Origin of the sequence: Metamycoplasma spumans (assembly GCF_041026625.1) — a bacterium.
In the GTDB taxonomy this organism is placed as follows: domain Bacteria; phylum Bacillota_I; class Bacilli_A; order Mycoplasmatales; family Metamycoplasmataceae; genus Metamycoplasma; species Metamycoplasma spumans.
This window is the reverse complement of the sequence record NZ_CP163393.1, coordinates 156,044-174,257: the sequence shown is the minus strand read 5'-3', so window position 1 is coordinate 174,257 and position 18,214 is coordinate 156,044. Positions and strand designations below refer to the sequence as shown.

Below are 18,214 nucleotides of genomic sequence, written 5' to 3'. Positions count from 1 at the left end.
ATGGAATTTTTACTATACAATTGACTATTATGGAAAAAACTAAAACTGCTAAAAAAACTAATAAGCGCAGAGTTATCAGCGCATTAAGTTGAACGCTAGGACCAACGCTAATTGCTGCTTCAATTGGTGGCGCAATTTATTTTGTAATTAAAAACAGTCAAAAAGTTCAAAAAGAATACTGAAGCAAAGATGCTTTTTTAGAAACAGCTAAGAAAATTAAAATTAACGATGTTCTAATTAGACCATTAAGTGCTCAATTATTAGTTCAAAACTTTAACAAACAAAAATATCAAGCCGATACCGCTGTTAAAGCTTACTTAGACTCCCATCCTGAATTATCAGATCCTGAAGCTAAATTAACTAAAAAACAATTAGAAAAATTAAAGGAAAATATGCCTAAACAATTTGACCCTAATGAATTTTTAGCGCCTAGACTTGAAAATGACCGCAATTTTAATGGGATTAAATTTCTTAAATTAAAATATTCAGACATTAAATTATCAGATGAACCTAATAAAGTTGATATTACTTTTGAAATTACTTTAAATTATGATTATGCTCGTGGCGATTTTGAAAGCCAAAAAATAAAAGGTAGTTCAAAATCAAAATATTATTTTAAAAATACGCAAACCATTACAATTCTAACCAATGAAGAAAAATGAAATCAAGGCACTCAATTTTATTCAAATCAGGAAGCTTTATTAAAAGAGGCTGGTAATATTATCCATAAATATAAAAATAATTTTGAATCAGAGTTATTTAGAAATGAAATGTTTGAATGGTTTAGAAATTCAATAACTAAAGAAAATGCCTATCCCGATATTTATCCCGCAGACAAGTTTAGTATCGAGCCATATATCGAAGATAATCAACCAGCAGTAGTTTGAAACCCTTCAAAAAGCTTAAACACATTAAGCTTTACATATCAATATGTTAATAAAGAAAATAGAAACATTAGTTCAGAAGGTCGTAAAAAAATATTCACAATAACAAATGTATAATAAAAATAAGTTAATATGAATGATTTAAAAAAACATAAAAAAAACTTATCTGAAGAACTAAATAAAAGTTTTAAAAATTACAAAAAACATGCTGAGCTTTTTGCTAAAATATATCAGTATTTTAATATTAAAGATGATTTAAATCAAAATCCATATATCGACCTTAATATAAATATTGAACAATTATTAATTTCAATCGAAAATAAAAAAATCGATGCTGTTGAATTGTTAGAAAATTTTGACAAAAGTGAAATAATTAAATTAATTAATTCATTAGATAAAACAAATGGTAATTTTGATTCAGAATTTGATATTAATTATTTTTTAAAAAACGAAGATGAAACTAAATTACTAAACAATTTAAAAAAAATAGATTTAAAACTAACTAAAAACAAGGAGAAGCAAATGAGTAAACGAATAAACATCGCAATCGACGGACCTTCTGGCGTTGGTAAAACAGTAATGTCAAATATGTTGGCTAAAAAACTTGGCTATAAATTTTTAAGTAGCGGAAGCTTTTATCGTGTTGTCGCATATAATGCCATTATTAACAATATCAATTTAGAAGATGAAAAAGCAGTTAATGAAGCATGAAACATCGAAGATCTACACGTCACTGAAGACGATCGTATCATTTTTAAAGATGAAGATGTTTCAACTAAAATACGTGAAGATAACGTTTCAAGAGGAGCTTCAAGTATTGCTAAATTTGCGTCGGTACGGGAAAAAGTTAACCACTTTATTCAAACATTCGGAGCAAAATATAAAGGAATTATTGTCGATGGTCGTGATGCAACTTATCGAATCTTACCTCAAGCTGAAGTTAAATTCTTTTTATGAGCTACTCCTGAAATTAGAGCATTAAGAAGAGTTAGACAAGACAAAGAAATGGGAATCATTTCAAATTATGAAGAAGTTTTAGAATCTATGAAAATTAGAGATTATAACGATATGAATCGTAAAATCGACCCTCTTAAAGTAAGCGAAGGAAGTATCGAAATTGATACAACCGATATGAGCATTGAAGAAAATTTTGAAGTTATGTATAATGAAGTTTTAAAGAGGTTATAATATGGCACTAAAAAATATTGTTGCAGTCGTAGGAAAGCCAAACGTTGGTAAAAGTACACTATTTAATAAAATTATCAATAAAAGAAAATCTATCGTTTATGACACACCAGGAGTTACTAGAGATAGATTATACGAAGATGCAACCTGAGCTGGTAAAGAATTTAGAATTGTTGATACCGGCGGAATAACAATCGAAAATGAAGACTTCAAAGAACAAATTAAAATTCAAGCGCAAATCGCTATCGATGAAGCTAATGTTATCGTTTTTATAATTGATGGACGTGATAGTTTAACTTCTGAAGATTATTTTGTTGCTCAATTATTAAGAAAAACAAATAAACCAGTTCTATTAGCTATTAACAAATTAGAAGGAAATAAAGTTGATTATTTCGATAATTCAATTTATTCACTAGGATTTTCTGAAATTTTTCCAATCAGTGCCATTCATGGTGATGGAGTTGGTAATTTACTAGATGGAATATTATCGCACTTAGATTTTTCATCTACAAAAGATGACAAACATTTTAAATTGGCATTATTAGGAAAGGCAAACGTTGGAAAAAGCACTTTATTAAATACATTAGCTAATGAAAATCGTTCAATAGTTAGTGATGTAGCAGGTACAACTCGTGACTCAGTTTCATCGATTATAAAAGTAAATGGTACAGAGTTTGAAGTGGTTGATACAGCTGGTATAAAAAGAAAAAGCAAACTAACAGACAGCATTGAACATTATGCATTGATGAGAGCGACTCAGTCAATTGAAGATGCTGACTTATGTTTATTATTACTAGATGCCACCGACGAAGTTAGTCACTTCCATCAAAATATCATTGGAATTGCTTACGAATTAAAAAAACCAATGATAGTTATTGTTAATAAATGAGATCTTATTGAAAAAGATACAAATACAATGCACGAATTCAAAAAGAATTTAGCTAAAAAATTAAAATTCGTAGATTGAGCTCCTATTGTATTCATTTCTGCTAAAAACAATAACCGTATTAATAAATTAAGAGACGAAATTATCCGTGTTAAAGATAATATTTCAAGAAAAATAAACACAAATCAATTAAATAACGTTTTAATGACTGCTCAGATGATCAGGCCAGCTAGCTCTATCAATGGCCGTAGATTATCAATTACATTTGGTAAGCAGGTTGAAGCAAAGATACCAACATTTGTTTTATTTGTTAACAATACCGATTTGGCTCACTTTACATATTTAAGATATATTGAAAATCAAATTAGAGAAAACTACGACTTTTCTGGAACACCAATTGAATTAATATTGCGTAATAAGAATAAGAAAAACGAGGAGTAGATATGTCTGAAAAAATCGCAATTTTGGGAAGCGGAGCAATGGGAACGGCCTGCGCAACAGTTTTAGCAGATAATCAACATAATTTAAAAGTTTATGGCATTGATTTAATTGAATTAAGTGACTTAGAGCAAGGCAAAAATGTTAAATATTTTTCAGAAGAATTAATCATTCCCAAACTTAAAACAACAACCGACTTGGATGAGGCAATAGATGATGTTAAATACATTTTATTTGCCATTCCAACTAAATTTATTCCATCAGTATTTGAATTAGTCACATCTAAAGTAAAAAATAAGGTAATTATTATTAATGTGTCTAAAGGTTTCTGACCTGATAGTAATTTATCAGTTCATGAAAAAATGGAAGAACTTACAAAACTTAATAAAAATATTGAAGGTATTGTTTCAATTATTGGCCCATCATTTGCTATCGATATGGTCAAAAGAAATATCACACTAGTTGATGCAGTATCTAATAATATTGAACTAGCTAAAAAAGTTCAATATCTATTTTCTAATGAATATTTTAGAGTTTATACTCAAAATGATGTTAAGGGCGCTGAAGCAGGTTCAATTTTTAAAAATATGATTGCAATAGCTTCGGGAATGCTTGAAGGTCTGGGTTACTCATCAAATACTCAAGCCGCCTTATTAACAAAAGCAATGAACGAAATTAAACAATATACAGAATATATTGGTGGTAATAAAGAAACCATTTACGGTTTAACAGGTTTAGGAGATTTAATACTTACTGCTTTGTCTGACAAATCGCGCAATTATACTTTTGGAAAAAATTATTTCAATAAAGACTTTGATTCAGAAAGAATGACAATTGAAGGTTTAAAATCTATCGACATAATTTATAATTTATATATTAAAGATCAAATATTGGAATTACCTATTATTGAATCTTTATATAAAATTATTTATTTAAAAAACGACGCTAAGCAAGTTATTAATAATTTAATGGCTCGTCCTTTAAAATCAGAATAATAAGAATAAAAAACGAGAGGTATAAATATGAATAAAAAAGAATTAATCGCCCAAGTAAGTGAAAACACGGGATTTCCACAAGCTTCAGTAGAATCTACATTTGAAGAAATCATAAATGTAATATCGCAACAAATCAGCAACGGTGAAAATGTTATGATTACTGGATTAGGGACGTTTTCTTCAAAAATCGTCAAAGCCAGAACCAAAACAAATAACATTACTAAAGAAACCATTGATGTTTCAGAAAAATTAGACCCAAGATTTAAATTTTCTGCCACATATAAAAATAATTTAAATAAAAATTTTTCTAAGTAATTAGATTTTAAAACAATAATCAATAAAATCTAATATACCAGGAAATGTTAAAGATAAAATAACGCCGTTTCGCTTGCAAAGATCATGCGAGAGCGTTTTTTTATTTTTAATAATTTCAATAAGTCTTCTATGTCCAATCATAATAAATTCGTTTTGAATTTTAAAATAAATTATTCAAAAAGCAAAACCCCCAAAATATTCAACCTGATTCAAATATTCAATTTGATGCTGTTTAATATTTTTTAAAACAAAGTTCTTTTCTTCAGTACTTTTTGCTTCAAAGGCAATGAACTTCCCTTGATAAATTCCATAATAATCAACCGTGCTTTTAGACTTAATTGAAGCATCTTTTAAAACTAGTTTATTATTTTTTAGATCAACTCCTTTAAATTTAACATCAAGATTTTTTTTATGAATTAATGCAATTTTGTTTAATAAATAAAAATGATTAGTTGCATTAATAATTGACTCTAATAACATTCCTTTATTTTTATTTTCCATATTTATATTTAAACACTAAAATGTGACTTTGATTTCGCTATTTTTTCGCAAAATAAAACGAGCACTGCTCGTTATTATTCAAGTAAAGAAGACATGTGATAATCTTTGTCTTTATAATCTGTTAATGTTTTATAAATCACTAAAAAATTAATATCTAAATTAATGTGGTTTGCATTATCATAAATATTTTCTTTAGCTTTATTATATGAAGCTAAAAATTCATCTAATTTATTATTTTTTATATCTTGATTAATAGATTTAATCAATGCATCTAATTCGGTATTCAAATTAAGTATTGGGATATTATAACTTTTAAAAAAATTAAACTCAAAGTTTTTGTCATAAATATATTTATTATAATTTTTATCAACTTCTTTTTTGAATTCATCAAGGTTCGTTGTTTTAATTTCATAATTTTCTAAAACAAAATTAAGATTAGATAAACTTGAATATAGTTCTTTTAAAATTCAGTTTAACTTTGCTAATTTAAGTGAAAAATCCTTTATTGTTTTTGATTCAATACTAAAATTTTCATTAAAATAAAGCTCTAAATTATTTTTTAATGCTTCAATACTTTGTTCTTTTGTTAATTCGAACAATCAAGTTGATAAATTATTATATTCTTTATAAAAAAAGTAATAATCAGCATTAAATAAGCGGTATATTTTTTTTATTTCAATTGCTTTATTAGCGAATTTAGAATTAAAATAGTTTACATATTCAGCATCTTGATTTAAAGTTGTTAAACTATTTTCAGTTTTATTAATATTGTTATCATTCTTTTCGCATGACAATGCAATAACTGGTAATGTAGATAAAAATAAAGAACTTAATGAATATAAAAGTTTTACTTTAATTTTCATATTTACCTCTTTTAATTAATTCAAATTCATCTATGTCATTGCCTTGATAATTTTTAAATCCCTTTATTTTAATTTCCATATAAAAAGAAGGTTTTTCATTTTCGGTATAAAATTCAATGTCATTATCATCTATAAACTTATAAAAATCAAATTTCAATGTAGCCGTTCCATCTTGATTATCTGTGATACTTGATAATTCAATTTTCTTAACACCAGTATTTATTTTATCTTTAACTTCTAAAGCATAAGCTAATAAATAATTATTTAAATATGCTGATATTGTTAATAAAGCTTCATTTTCAATATCTAAATTCTTAACATCAATATTCATTCTATCTTCTCATAGCTTATAAACATTTTTAAGCGCTCTTTTAACAAGATTTTTGAATGGTTTATTATTATCCATGTCAATAAAATCAAAGAAATCGATTGAAGTTAGTTCCTGTTTTTGGCCTTCTCTAAAAACATAGTAATCTTGACTTTGCAAAGTATCAGCAGGTTTATTTTTTAAAGCTATGCCCTTTAAAAAATGACCATGATCATCAAAATTTGAACTTAATAAAACATATTTATGTTTTGAATTATCTTTTTTAATAACATTTACATATAGCTTTATTAATTGAGAAGTTTGATAATAATTGCTAAACAAAGCACGGTCAATTTCATATCTTAAATCTGATTGCTGATTATTATTCGGAATATTAAGATGCAATAAGTTATTCTTAAACTTATTTATTAAATAAACTAATCCGCGAGAATTTCAATAATCAATTGAATCATAACCTTTAATAAAGTGATTAATACCTTGAGTTATTTTTAAATATTTTAAATCGTTGAAAAATAGAAATGGATTTTCTACATAATCACTATATAAAGGATGTTTTTCATCAAGTCCATCAATACCAACTCCAAATTTTAAATTTGTTTGGTAATTTCTAAAATTATTTATATAAAAGTTCTTATTTTCAAAATATTTTTTATCAACAAATTTATGATTATTTAATTCAATAGATTTTATTTTAAACGAAATAAAGTGATAAGCTCCGTCTTGGTTAAGTAATTGTTTAGAATTAGCTCAATCTATTTCAATATTTTTAATATTTAAATTAAACTTATTCAAATAAACAATTAAAAACTTTATAAAAATATCACGATAATTTTCATACTTTTCTGACAATCAAGTTGAAGCTTGAATATAATTATTTTTAAACAATTTTTCTAAAATTGAATAGTCAGTATTTGATTTAGAATTCCTTAAATTCATTAAACCACTATTATTTTTCATATCTTCAACGAATCTAAAAATAATTGTTTGAAAATCAAAAAAATAAGGGTTGTTAATGCGATAAAAGTCCTTATCGATATTTTTTAAATTCGATAAATAATAAAATCAACCATCGCTATAGTGACCTACTTTTTTAATAACGTCAAAATCATATTCTGTAAACAAAGTTTCAATATTATTATCTTCTTTTAGGTTTTGAATTTTGATATTATCATATTGACTAATCACTTGTTCTCAAGATGATTTAAATTTAAAATCTGGTTTGTATTTTTTTTCGCTATTTTCAAATATTAAATATCCATCACTAGTTGCAATGGCATTTTTTAAATATATTTTTTGATTAGACTTATCAACATAATAAATAAAATTGTCAATATTGTTAAGCGAAGCAATTTGCTGCAAATTTAATTTTGATAAATAACTTTTTCTAACAATACTTTCATCAATATTGGCTTCAGACTCTTGATTTTGAATGCACGATATAGCGGTTGCGGGAATAGAAAAAACTAATGGCGCAAGCCATAAGATTTTTTTAGTCATTACTATCACTTCCAGGAAGATCTAAATAAACAAACTTATCTCCTTCGGTTTGTTTGCCATCAAGACATTTAATTTTAAAATAATAAAAAAGGTTTCTAGTTTCGGCATTGTATCCAAAATAACAATGAAATTCATGGTTATTTTCAAAATAGAATAAATTTGGAATATGAATATTCAAATACTCACTAAAACCATCTTTATTAACTGTATAAGCATCAAATGCAGGACGTTCTAAATGATCACGATTATCATTAAATCAATCGTTTTGAATTTTTTCTCACAATTTCAAAATATATTCATCTCTTTCTATTTTAGAAAGTGATTCATATTCTTTTTTAGCTTTGTCAGTAAGACTAAAAGTTGATTCTTGAATAACCTCTGCAACACGAGCTTTCAATTCTTCTCCTATTAAACCTCGATCAATTGAATTTATAGTTGGCAATGAATTTTCGGAAACTATATTTTTATCACTATCTTGTTTTTCTTTAACTGAGCAACTAATAGCAATAATTGGCATAGTAATTGATATAGAAGACAAAGCAACTAATATATTTTTTTTGATTTTCATATTTCTCTCTCCAATATATAAACCTATATTAATAATTTTAATATTTATTTTTTAATTATTAAATTTATTGCAAAAAAATTAAGTATCTGCATCAAAAAATAAATAATTAGAAAAATTACATTAAAATAATAATAAGTATACATTTTATACAAAGATTTAAATTAAACAAAATAGGAGAATAAATGGACAAAAAAAGCATATTAAAAGTTAGTCTAATTACAGCTGGAGCCTTAGTAATTCCAACTGCATTAGCCGTTGGTATTGGTGTTGGTTATGCTACAGCATCACCTAAACCAGCCGAATATGAAAGCATGGAATCATATAAAGTATTCAATGACTTTATTCAAAAAACACGTGCAAGACTAGCATCTAACTCATTCAGTTTCAAAGAAGAATCATTAGTTACTGAAAAAACAACAGTAAAAAATAGAAAAAATCAAGATGTACCAGTTACATATTACTATGGTATTAAACTACCAGAAGGCAAAAAATTAACAAGCGAAGTTCTACAACCTAAATACCCATTATCAGATAATGAAGATTTAAAAGATGAAGATTTAATTTTAGGAAGCTATAGAGCATACGAAGTAATCAAACAAAAAGTTAAAGACTTAGGATACGAAAACAACGATCCACAATTTATAACATATCCTACACAAAATATTAGATCAACAACTGATGGAGAATTTTCAGAAGCTACAGATACAGAAATTACCAAACTTGGTAAAAAATCAATAACCACATTTAAAGAAGCTGGTGAATTTGAACCAACAGTTAAACAAATGACAGAAAATCTTAAAAAAGATGGTTTCATTACACAAGGTTTTCTATTCAGTACATCTAAAACAAACGCAAACAATATTGGAAATAACTTAATTGTTACAATTAACCCAACAAATGCCGCTAAATCAACAGCTAAAGATTTTTATCTTGTATCACACTATGACTCAACAAATACAACAGGTCCTAAAGGATTATCATGAGGTGTAACAGATAACGCAAGTGGTGTTTCTGTAAGTTTAAGAATATTAGAACACTATGCAAAACCAGAAAACAGAGAAACACTTGGTGTTAGATTACACGTTATGTTTGTTGATGGTGAAGAATTAGGAAAATTAGGTTCTGAAGCATTCGTTAAACAATTCTTAACATCAAAACAAGAAAATAGTAACGAAACAAATGAAATGTTAAAAAATTCAATCGGTATGATTAACATGGATACAGTTGCCGGTGGAGACAGAATGTACATTCACTCACCAGATTCATCAAATGCAGCAAAAGGAAATGTTTCAACAATTATTCGTGACCAAATTAATGCAGTTTCAAGAATCAGAAGTATTAATTTAAATGACATCACACAAGAATTAGAAATTCACCCAATGTTCTCTCACGATGAATTTAAGCCAGGAGAAACAGGAGATTGATCAGACCACGCTCCATTCTATTTAAAAGCTAAAATCCCTGCAGCATATATTGAATCAACTAACTTCTCATTAAAATCACACAGTGGTAAATACGATGGATATGCACAAACCGATAACCCTAAAGCTTGAGTTTTAAAAGACGGTAGCACAGTTGAATTAATACCAAGACAACTAAATGGCGGAGTAATCACATTAAAAGATTTCCCTGGAGAAAGAAAAACATACGCTATTGGTGGAGATATTTGACACTCAGATTTAGATACTCCTAAATGAGTAAACGAAAATGTAGGAACTACTTTCTATAGACAATTAGACACAGTATTCGAAACATTAAAAGCTTACTTTACATCAATGTATCAAATTGAAAAAAATGAATTTAAATACTTTATTTAATAAACAAAAAATTGGCTATAATACGCCAATTTTTTTAATATCAAAATGGTATAGAATTACAAATTCCATTACGGCTTAATAACTATCCATATTTAAATTTTTAACTTAAATTAAGCGATAAATTAAAAAATATCAAGATTAAATCAACAATAAAGAATATCAATAATATTAATAAATACTCATACAAATTTAATATGTAATTATAATTTTGTCAATTTACCTACATATGAAAATTTAAAGCTAGTATAGTATAAACAATGCTAATAAAAAATCTGGAGCTTAATATCCAGATTTTTCAATATATAAAACAATATATTTTGTTGACTATTTGTCTTTACTGATGTCGTAAATTTCTTCAGCTAACTTTTGAATTTTAATTGATTTAGGGTCGGCTAAATAAGATTCTTTTAAATTCTGTAAGTTATTTAATTTAAGATTATTTTCTTCTTTATTCGTTTTAAAGTCAAAGAATATTAAAATTGATTCAATAAATACGATAACTGAAGATAAAATAGCAATCATTAAAAAAATTGTTTTTAAAGTTTTGTCTTCATTTCATCTAATCGCAAATAAGTTTAAGATAATTTGAAGTGATGAAACCACCATGATAATTAGACCAATGACAATATAAATAAGACGAGAGATTATGTGTTTTTTTCAATAGTTTTTGCAAATTTTACGATGCTTTGCTACTAATTGTAGATCTTTTTTGTTTGTTTTTTTTCTCGGCATAAACAATTCCTCTGTAATCTAAATTTGATATCACGGATACTTTTTTATAAAGTTGTAAATCTCTGGTTTTATAGTGATAAACACCTAATTTTTCATTGTGTAAAAATAGTTCTATGGCAATTTTTTGAATTCTTGATTGATATTTTAAAATTCGTTTTCTCATTGTGAAAAATGAAATCACACTAGTAAAAAATGTTGTTCCGGCAGTGATGGCTGTCGTTATTAATAAATAAGTTTGTCACGAATCTTCGCCAAATGCTTTAAAGTTATAATAAAGTTGAATTGAGCTCATTATTGACAGAATAACAGTAACGATAAATATTAATAAATTTAAAGTTACATAAATTCAGACTCAAAGTCGAGTTTTTATAATCAAATTTTTATAATAGCTTTTTACAACCTTAACTAAACTAGAATCCTCAGATTTATGTTTAGTTAAGGTTTTTTTATTAACAGGTTTAGTTGTCATCTTTTTCACCTTTTAGTGATTTTAGTATAACATCTTTAAGCTTCTGCTTTGGCTTATAGTTTTTCATTAATTCAACTTGTTCAACATTTTTTATATAATCCTTAGTCGTAAACTTATCATCATTTACATAAATCTTTTCTAAATAATCTATTGACTTATAAATTCGCTTGTAAATAGATGTTTTAGCAAAAATTTTATAAATAGACTGTGTGATAACCATCATGAATAAAAATATAGTAAAAAATGCCACTATAATTGAAATTACAATCGATCTGGCTAGCTTACTATTTGGATTACTATTAATTTCTGAATCATATTTAATTTTGCCTAAATATAGCGCATAACCCGCCAAGGCAATGATTGCTAAGTTGAAAATAATAATTAGGATTCCAAATATTATTTGGAAAAATGTAATTGTTGAATTACGTTTCTTTATTTTATTAATTTCTTGATCAAAATATGAAATCAGATTTTCATTTACTTGATGTCTTTTATCTACTTTTTTATTATCATTCATGATTAATTAATTATAAATTAATAAGTATAAAAATAAAGCAAATTATTAGCTCTTAATAATAAAAATTTATTTGATTTATTAATAAAAATCAATTATTTATATAATTAATAAGTAAAATACAAATTCAAAGGAGAGATTATGAAAATTAAAGATATATATATTGCTGGTGGATGCTTCTGAGGCGTTCAATGATATCTAAAAAAAATTAATGGTGTTTTAGATACAAAAGTTGGTTATGCTAACTCAAATATTGAAAACCCAAGCTATGAACAAGTTAAAACTTCTTTAACAAACGCCGTTGAAACTGTATATGTTAAATATGATGCCGACATTGTTTCATTAGATTATTTAATTAAAATGCTATTTAAAGTAGTTGATCCAACATCATTAAATTTCCAAGCAGAAGATTTTGGATCGCAATATCGTAATGGTATTTATTACACAGATAATGAAGATTATCAAGCTATCGAGAAATCTTTATCAGAGGTTGCTAAAAACTATGATAAACCAATCGTAACTGAAAATTTAGCTTTACAAAATTTCTTTTTAGCAGAAGAATATCACCAAGATTATTTAGACAAAAACCCTAATGGATATTGCCACATTAAAGGTCATTAAAAACAAATTCTTCAATACCTGTTCGTAAAAAATCGAACAGGTTTTTTATTTTAAAAATCAAGGATTTGAATATAAATAGTTATATTATTGAACACAATAGCATTATTTATTTACAAATATGTGTAGTTTTAGTATTTTTTTTCAATTAATTATTCAAATTTATAGGTTCAAAGTTTAAAAGTTATAAAATAAGTATATGGATGTAAATGGTCGGGAGAAAAGATAAATTATATTTAAGAAAATAATGAAGTATATAATGACACCTTCTATTTCTTTGTTGCCAATGATTGTTTTATCTACTAATTTAAATACAAACAATGAAAACATAAATATCGATAAAGAAGATCTTTACAAAAAAATAGGCGCGTGCAATTTCACCAAACTAACAGTAAGGTTAGATGAAAATATAAGCATCGTCAGTAAAAATTATGAAGATGCTAATAATGACATTATATAGTTACATATAAGGGTGGTGAATGCTCAATATTTAATGATAATATAAATACTCATTATGTAAATTACGAAGCTTATTTAAAACAAGAAAAGAAACGCCCTTAAATGATTTATTTTGAACTTGTTATGGATATATAAATAGAAACAAAATTAAAAAAAATAGAAAACGAGGTTTTATTAAATAATGAAAAAACATTTATCAAAGATATTATTTTGCAGTGTATGTGCATTTTCACCAATTTTATTACAAAGTTGTATAAATAAACCAATTCAGAATATAAATGATGATAAAAACATCAAAAAAGAAGAAAATGACAAAAATAACAAACAAGAAGAAAAACAAGAACTGGGGCCTGGAGCTTTGCTTAAACGTGAATATTTAGTCGATCCTTCTTTGTATAAAAACGCTCAAAAAGAAAATAAAATAGTCATTGAAAAACCATTTGTAAAATTGGTTTTCAAAACAGAGAATAAATCAGATGAACTTTTAAACTTTTTAAAAACTATAAAAAACGAAGATTATTACATTATTCCAATACATTTTACATTTACTAACTATAACAATTTAACAGAACAACAATTGATAAAAGAGCTTCCTATTTTTTTAAAAGATAGAAAAGATCTTACTCTTATGTATATAGATAAAGAATTTGCAATAAATATTAAGGATTTTAATTTTAAAAAGTTTTTTATAACACCATTTAAAGAAATTGAAAACTTCAAAATACCATTTTCTAATGTTGATTATATTAGTTTAAAAAATGACTATGAAAACATTTTCCAACTTATGAATGAGCACGTTGTGTCATCACCGATTATTTATGAATATAAAACTAATAAAATCAAAAATAAAGATGGTATTGATGTTGATGTTATTGATAATATCATGATTAGAATTTTTAACGACAAAGATAGTGCAGAAATAAAACTATTTGCATATAGATATTATCCCGTTTCTCTTGGTGAAGAACTTGAATGATATATAAAAGAATATAATATTGACGGCTTCCAAAGAAATGTTTTTCCTTTTTTTAAATTAGAATACTAAAATCACAGTTTAGCTTTTATTAAGATATATTTTAAACAGTAAAAAATATATTCAGAGATTTTTCTTCTGAATATATTTTTAAATATAGAGTCCTTTATTTAATTTTAAAATCAATATCAAAATCGTTTTCAATTTGTTTACATTCAATACCATAAGCTTTGAAGATCTTTTCAGAAGCTAAAAAATCTTCAGAATCAGGTTTGTATCCAATTGCATAATATACCCGTGATATTTTTGATTGAACAATCATTTTAGCACAGTTATAGCAAGGTGAATGAGTTACATAAATAGTTGAGTTTGGTTCAATTTTTGAACTGGTTAGGTTAGCATTAATTATTGCATTAGCTTCAGCATGAACAACATAGGTATATTTTGAATTTATAATGTCGCCTGATGAATGTGGTCTATCTCAGGTAAATAATTCATCGTTATTAACTTCAAAATTGTTATATGAAGTCGGCATACCATTGTATCCTAATGAAATAACATAATTAGTTGGGCTAACGATGCAAGCACCAACTTTGGTGGTTGGATCTTTTGAACGCATCGCTGATAATTTAGCCAATGACATAAAATAAATATCTCATTTGATATTGTCTTTATTTTGATCAAAAATAATTTTTTTAGTTTGTAAGTTCATAGTAATATTCTACCATAAAAACGAAAAGGAGCCCCGCAGGTCTCCAATTCTATTATTCAGAGAAATAAGCATACGCTCGGATAAGATATTAACTATGTTAATCCAATTCATCGAATTGAACTGATAATATTTTAACATATTTTTTTATAATGATGTAAATTTTAAGATAAATTGATCGATTTTTAAAATAAAAAAAGCGAATTTTAACTAATTCGCTTAAATTTTAGTGACGATAATCTTTAATTATACTAATAACAAAATCTTTTATAAAGTTTTCAAATAATCTATTAACATCACGCATTTTTTCAATTTTTATATTTAGTTTACTTTCTAAAAATTCTTTTAGTTTTGTTTTATCAAGGTTAAGTAATAAATTGTCTAATTTGCCATATTCATTAAATGAATCAATGCGAACTGTATTAATAAATTCATTAAACTTATTTATGTCTATACCAGTATTATCAGCAACGTCTTTTATTTTACTTTCACGAGTATTTTCCATATAGTAAGTTAAATAATATTTAAAAGTCTTACCTTCTTCTACTTTTAATTTATCAGATAAAACATCAATAATAATTCTATCAGCGCAGTTTTGTTCGCTAGGACTTAATTTAGCAAAGCTTTTATTAAGTTCTTTTATTATATCTTCACTTAATTTCGGGTCATTTTTAACAATAATAAGCTTGCTAAAGAACTTTTCTAAATAATTATAGTCAACATAACTAACTTCAGCTGCTTTTAATCCGCCTTCAAGTTCATATAAATGATGATATCTATTTGGAAGTTCTTTATCAACTTCTTTTTCGTAAACATATTCAGATGCCCTTATCATTAAAGTCTCAAAGGCATCTTTATCGATATTTATATCATATTCAATAGTTTCGCCTAGTATTTCATTATAGTCGTTTTCTTGATCTTCAGGTCACACAAAACCTTGTAACTTAACTGCTGTTATTAATTTGGCCAAATTATTAATTTTAGAAACCAAATCATGAGCAACTTTTTGATCGTCTGGTAATTTTGAAAAGTTTTCAATTCCCTCTTGTTCAAATGTTTCAATAATCTGATTAGCTATATCGTTAATTTTTTTAATATTAGATTCAATTTTATCTGCAAAGACTATGCTTTCCTGACTATTTGAATATAGTCTAAAAGCATTATCAATATTTACATTCATTGTGTAAGGTTTACGATAGTATCTAATATTACCTCATGGTTTTTCATCATCGCTTTCAGATATGCGTCCAAATAAACGGTTTGTTCTAGAGAATGCTTGAATTAATTCTTCATATTCTAAAACCTTATCAAGATATAAAGTGTTAACTCATTTTGAATCATAGCCAGTTAGCATTTGTCTAACAACAATTACTAAATCTAGGACTCCCGAACGATCTTTATGAATATTTTTATAAGAATCTTTATGAGATAATCTAGAGGCTAAGTCTTTTTTAAATAAATCAAAGTTTTCTAAAGTGAAACTTTTATTAAAGTTTTTATTATAATCGTTAAGCATTTCCATAGTTGCTTTATTTTTTTCAAATGAGCTATCGGAATTATCATCAGAATTATCAAAAACAAAAGCAAATTTTAAACCTTTATTAGTTTCTTGATTCTTATCTTTTAATAATGTGTAATACTCAATTGCATCTTTAATAGAAGCTGTCGCAAAAATAGCATGAAATTTACTTCTATTACTTAGTGTGTCTCAACATTTAAAAATATCTTCAACTACTTTTACTTTATGATAATCAAGGCTTAAACTACCATCTTTTTTAAATTTATAATCAGGTCCATAAATGTCATTGCCTGCTAGTTCTTCAATTCCTTTTCTTATCAGTTTGCCATCTTCATCATATTCTGAAGCCATCGGCACAAGATTTGCATCTAAATATTTTTGATATATTCTTCATTTTTCATCATCTAACTTAGCGTCTTCTAAATCGATAGCATCAGCCATATCTAAAGCAACTTGTTGACGTAAATTAGTAAACGTTTCCACTGGATATTTAGCAAAACCTAACACGTTATGATCTCTAATACCATCTACTATTGAGTATGTATGTAATACTTCTCCAAATATTTCTCTTGTAGTTGCATCATTTTTCTTGTTAATTTCTTTAATCGGGGTCCCAGTAAATCCGAAAAATAAACCCCCTGGAAAAGTCTCTTTAATTGTTAAAAGCATATTTCCAAATGTTGAGCGGTGACATTCATCAACAATAAAGACTATGCGCTTTTCATTTATTTTTTCTAAATCAAATAAACTGTAAGTTTCTTTATTGATTTTACTCATTTTTTGAATAGATGTAACTATCAGAGTTTCTTGGATATTATTACTCATTAATAAATTAAATAATTTTGTTGTATTTGCAGTATCGTTAACAGTTTCATTATCTTCGGCAAAATTTTTATATTGACCAACAGATTGAACACCCAAATCTATTCTATCGGTTAAGAATACAACTTTCTTATGCAGATATTTATATTTATCTTCTTCAATCAAACTATTAGATAAATCCGCAATAATTTGCGCAGCTTTAAAACTTGTCATAGTTTTGCCCGAACCGGTCGTATGAGCAATATAGCCACCTTTTTGACTGAAATTATTTTGACTTTCAATAAACTTAGCTTTAATTTTTTGCACAGCGTAACATTGATAACTTCTTAACACTTTTAAAGTTTCATCATTCTTATCTGATATTGTGTAATATCCAATTAATTCATGCGCATTTTTAATAGATAAAAATTCTCTTGCAATTTCTTTTCAATTATTTATTGGTTCATTATAAAAATTAGCTCATTTAAAAAAGTAATCTTTATTAAAAACATTACCTTGTCCTGGGTTAGCAAAATATAACATATTCTCAGGTGTCATACAAACAAAAATTTGTATTAATTTAAATATTCCACCAAATGCACCTTCGTCTGAATATTTTTGTATTTGATTACAAGCTTCAGATATTGGCACGCCACTTTTCTTTAATTCAATATGAATAAGTGGCATACCATTAATTAATAAGGTTATATCTCCACGTCTCTTTTTAAATCCTTGATCGCTATTATGATGTCAAGTTTCTTTAGCAATTTGATATCTAGTTTTGCCAGATGTTATTTCTTTTTTATCAAAAATAAATAAAGATATTTCTTGTCCATAATGAGCTTCATCATCTTTATTATCTCTAACAATTTTAATAACCTTATTATTAACAACCTTATTTAAATGGAAAGGTTTTTTATCTTCAATTTGGTTTATTATTTGATCCATTTCGGTATCGGTTAAAGGATATTTATCTAATCTATCTATTGATCTATTGTTTTCATAGATAATATTTGCTCAGTTTTTTATCAAGTCTTTTTCGCTTTTGTATTCTAAAATATCGTTAGGTCAACCACCAACATCTTGCAAAGCTTGTATTAAATTATTAGCAAATTCTTTTTCACTATTAAAACTCATTATAAT

Annotated in this window: 18 protein-coding genes; 9 read left to right on the top strand and 9 right to left on the bottom strand. The window is 26.0% G+C overall.

The features are described 5' to 3' along the window. Nucleotides 1–29: 29 nt before the first annotated feature. From AB5V95_RS00730 to AB5V95_RS00710, 5 genes are read left to right on the top strand one after another with little or no spacing between them, the layout of a single operon-like run. Nucleotides 30–1,001 (top strand): hypothetical protein, encoded by a 972-nt coding sequence (locus AB5V95_RS00730; protein ID WP_369085991.1) that lies wholly within the window; start codon nucleotides 30–32, stop codon nucleotides 999–1,001. Nucleotides 1,002–1,016: 15 nt separating this feature from the next. Further along, nucleotides 1,017–2,072, top strand: coding sequence for a (d)CMP kinase (cmk, locus tag AB5V95_RS00725; RefSeq protein WP_369085990.1), 1,056 nt, complete (start codon nucleotides 1,017–1,019; stop codon nucleotides 2,070–2,072). Nucleotide 2,073: 1 nt separating this feature from the next. Continuing rightward, a complete protein-coding gene (der, locus tag AB5V95_RS00720; protein WP_027122669.1) occupies nucleotides 2,074–3,396 on the top strand; it encodes a ribosome biogenesis GTPase Der in 1,323 nt (440 codons plus the stop codon). 2 nt (nucleotides 3,397–3,398) lie between these two features. Further along, nucleotides 3,399–4,388 carry an NAD(P)H-dependent glycerol-3-phosphate dehydrogenase gene (locus AB5V95_RS00715; protein WP_369085989.1) on the top strand — a complete coding sequence of 330 codons (990 nt, stop codon included), beginning with the start codon at nucleotides 3,399–3,401 and terminating at the stop codon, nucleotides 4,386–4,388. Nucleotides 4,389–4,415: 27 nt separating this feature from the next. Then, nucleotides 4,416–4,703, top strand: coding sequence for an HU family DNA-binding protein (locus AB5V95_RS00710; RefSeq protein ID WP_027122671.1), 288 nt, complete (start codon nucleotides 4,416–4,418; stop codon nucleotides 4,701–4,703). Here AB5V95_RS00710 and recU read toward each other — a convergent pair whose 3' ends face one another. The 4 genes from recU to AB5V95_RS00690 form a co-directional block, all read right to left on the bottom strand. After that, on the bottom strand, nucleotides 4,704–5,204 hold the full coding sequence (gene recU / locus AB5V95_RS00705; protein WP_369085988.1) for a Holliday junction resolvase RecU: 501 nt from the start codon (nucleotides 5,202–5,204) through the stop codon (nucleotides 4,704–4,706). A gap of 74 nt (nucleotides 5,205–5,278) precedes the next feature. Further along, on the bottom strand, nucleotides 5,279–6,067 hold the full coding sequence (locus AB5V95_RS00700; protein ID WP_369085987.1) for a hypothetical protein: 789 nt from the start codon (nucleotides 6,065–6,067) through the stop codon (nucleotides 5,279–5,281). Next, nucleotides 6,057–7,892, bottom strand: coding sequence for an MAG3240 family lipoprotein (locus AB5V95_RS00695; RefSeq protein ID WP_369085986.1), 1,836 nt, complete (start codon nucleotides 7,890–7,892; stop codon nucleotides 6,057–6,059). Before AB5V95_RS00695 ends, AB5V95_RS00700 begins: the two co-directional genes overlap by 11 nt. Next, nucleotides 7,885–8,460 carry a hypothetical protein gene (locus tag AB5V95_RS00690; RefSeq protein WP_369085985.1) on the bottom strand — a complete coding sequence of 192 codons (576 nt, stop codon included), beginning with the start codon at nucleotides 8,458–8,460 and terminating at the stop codon, nucleotides 7,885–7,887. Before AB5V95_RS00690 ends, AB5V95_RS00695 begins: the two co-directional genes overlap by 8 nt. A 182-nt stretch (nucleotides 8,461–8,642) precedes the next feature. Here AB5V95_RS00690 and AB5V95_RS00685 point away from each other — a divergent pair, with 182 nt between their 5' ends. After that, a complete protein-coding gene (locus tag AB5V95_RS00685) occupies nucleotides 8,643–10,277 on the top strand; it encodes a M28 family metallopeptidase (protein WP_369085984.1) in 1,635 nt (544 codons plus the stop codon). Nucleotides 10,278–10,601: 324 nt separating this feature from the next. Here AB5V95_RS00685 and AB5V95_RS00680 read toward each other — a convergent pair whose 3' ends face one another. From AB5V95_RS00680 to AB5V95_RS00670, 3 genes are all read right to left on the bottom strand, one after another. Beyond that, nucleotides 10,602–11,009, bottom strand: coding sequence for a hypothetical protein (locus AB5V95_RS00680; protein WP_369085983.1), 408 nt, complete (start codon nucleotides 11,007–11,009; stop codon nucleotides 10,602–10,604). Next, nucleotides 10,954–11,301 (bottom strand): hypothetical protein, encoded by a 348-nt coding sequence (locus tag AB5V95_RS00675; RefSeq protein WP_369085982.1) that lies wholly within the window; start codon nucleotides 11,299–11,301, stop codon nucleotides 10,954–10,956. Before AB5V95_RS00675 ends, AB5V95_RS00680 begins: the two co-directional genes overlap by 56 nt. A gap of 166 nt (nucleotides 11,302–11,467) precedes the next feature. Then, nucleotides 11,468–11,995, bottom strand: a complete 528-nt coding sequence (locus AB5V95_RS00670; RefSeq protein WP_369085981.1) for a hypothetical protein — start codon at nucleotides 11,993–11,995, stop codon at nucleotides 11,468–11,470. A gap of 144 nt (nucleotides 11,996–12,139) precedes the next feature. Here AB5V95_RS00670 and msrA point away from each other — a divergent pair, with 144 nt between their 5' ends. The 3 genes from msrA to AB5V95_RS00655 all read left to right on the top strand — a co-directional run bounded on the left by msrA (nucleotide 12,140) and on the right by AB5V95_RS00655 (nucleotide 14,114). After that, a complete protein-coding gene (gene msrA / locus AB5V95_RS00665) occupies nucleotides 12,140–12,613 on the top strand; it encodes a peptide-methionine (S)-S-oxide reductase MsrA (RefSeq protein WP_369086102.1) in 474 nt (157 codons plus the stop codon). Nucleotides 12,614–12,869: 256 nt separating this feature from the next. Next, a complete protein-coding gene (locus AB5V95_RS00660) occupies nucleotides 12,870–13,070 on the top strand; it encodes a hypothetical protein (protein ID WP_369085980.1) in 201 nt (66 codons plus the stop codon). A gap of 180 nt (nucleotides 13,071–13,250) precedes the next feature. Beyond that, nucleotides 13,251–14,114 carry a hypothetical protein gene (locus AB5V95_RS00655; protein ID WP_369085979.1) on the top strand — a complete coding sequence of 288 codons (864 nt, stop codon included), beginning with the start codon at nucleotides 13,251–13,253 and terminating at the stop codon, nucleotides 14,112–14,114. 94 nt (nucleotides 14,115–14,208) lie between these two features. On the opposite strand, the gene AB5V95_RS00650 is transcribed toward AB5V95_RS00655, so the two are convergent. Continuing rightward, entirely contained in the window at nucleotides 14,209–14,754 is a 546-nt protein-coding gene (locus tag AB5V95_RS00650) for a cytidine/deoxycytidylate deaminase family protein (protein WP_369085978.1), read from the bottom strand. Between the two features lie 223 nt (nucleotides 14,755–14,977). Then, nucleotides 14,978–18,208, bottom strand: coding sequence for an HsdR family type I site-specific deoxyribonuclease (locus tag AB5V95_RS00645; protein ID WP_369085977.1), 3,231 nt, complete (start codon nucleotides 18,206–18,208; stop codon nucleotides 14,978–14,980). Between the last annotated feature and the right edge of the window lie 6 nt (nucleotides 18,209–18,214).